The sequence below is a fragment of the Burkholderia sp. E168m23 genome, assembly GCF_016586125.1.
GTDB classification, from domain to species: domain Bacteria; phylum Pseudomonadota; class Gammaproteobacteria; order Burkholderiales; family Burkholderiaceae; genus Burkholderia; species Burkholderia orbicola.
The window spans coordinates 1-646 of sequence record NZ_BCPP01001652.1 but is presented as its reverse complement, the minus strand read 5'-3'; the positions used below and the strand labels follow the sequence as shown (position 1 = coordinate 646).

Below are 646 nucleotides of genomic sequence, written 5' to 3'. Positions count from 1 at the left end.
CGTCCCGCTCGGCGTGATCGGCGCGGTGCTCGGCGTGACGCTGCGCGCGATGCCGAACGACATCTATTTCAAGGTGGGACTGATCGCGACGATCGGGCTGTCCGCGAAGAACGCGATCCTGATCGTCGAGGTCGCGAAGGATCTCGTCGCGCAGCGCATGTCGCTCGTCGACGCCGCGCTCGAGGCCGCGCGCCTGCGGCTGCGGCCGATCGTGATGACGTCGCTCGCGTTCGGCGTCGGCGTGCTGCCGCTCGCGTTCGCGTCGGGCGCCGCGTCCGGCGCGCAGATGGCGATCGGCACCGGCGTGCTCGGCGGCGTGATCACGGCGACCGTGCTCGCGGTGTTCCTCGTCCCGCTGTTTTTCGTGACCGTCGGCCGCCTGTTCGACGTCGGCCCGCGCCGGCGCGGTGGGGCGCAGCCGACGACGATGGAGGGTTCGCAACCATGATGTTTGCGCTGAATGCACGTGGCGCGCTGCGGGCACCGCTCGCGCTGGCCGCCGCGCTCGCGCTCGCCGGGTGTTCGCTCGCGCCGCGTTACGAGCGTCCGGCCGCGCCGGTGCCGGCGACCTATACGCCGGTCGACGGCGGCACGACGCCGGCCGCCGAACCGGCCACCGCGCAGGATGCCGCGCTGCTCGACGACT

The 646-nt window shown here is 72.9% G+C and carries 1 protein-coding gene and 1 pseudogene; both read left to right on the top strand.

What is annotated here, in order from left to right:
• On the top strand, window positions 1–448 hold a 448-nt coding region (locus JMF90_RS39470), incomplete at its 5' end, for an efflux RND transporter permease subunit (RefSeq protein WP_201326590.1).
• Window positions 445–646: pseudogene (locus tag JMF90_RS39465) on the top strand (multidrug transporter); the annotation flags it as partial. The gene JMF90_RS39470 and the pseudogene JMF90_RS39465, both read left to right, overlap by 4 nt.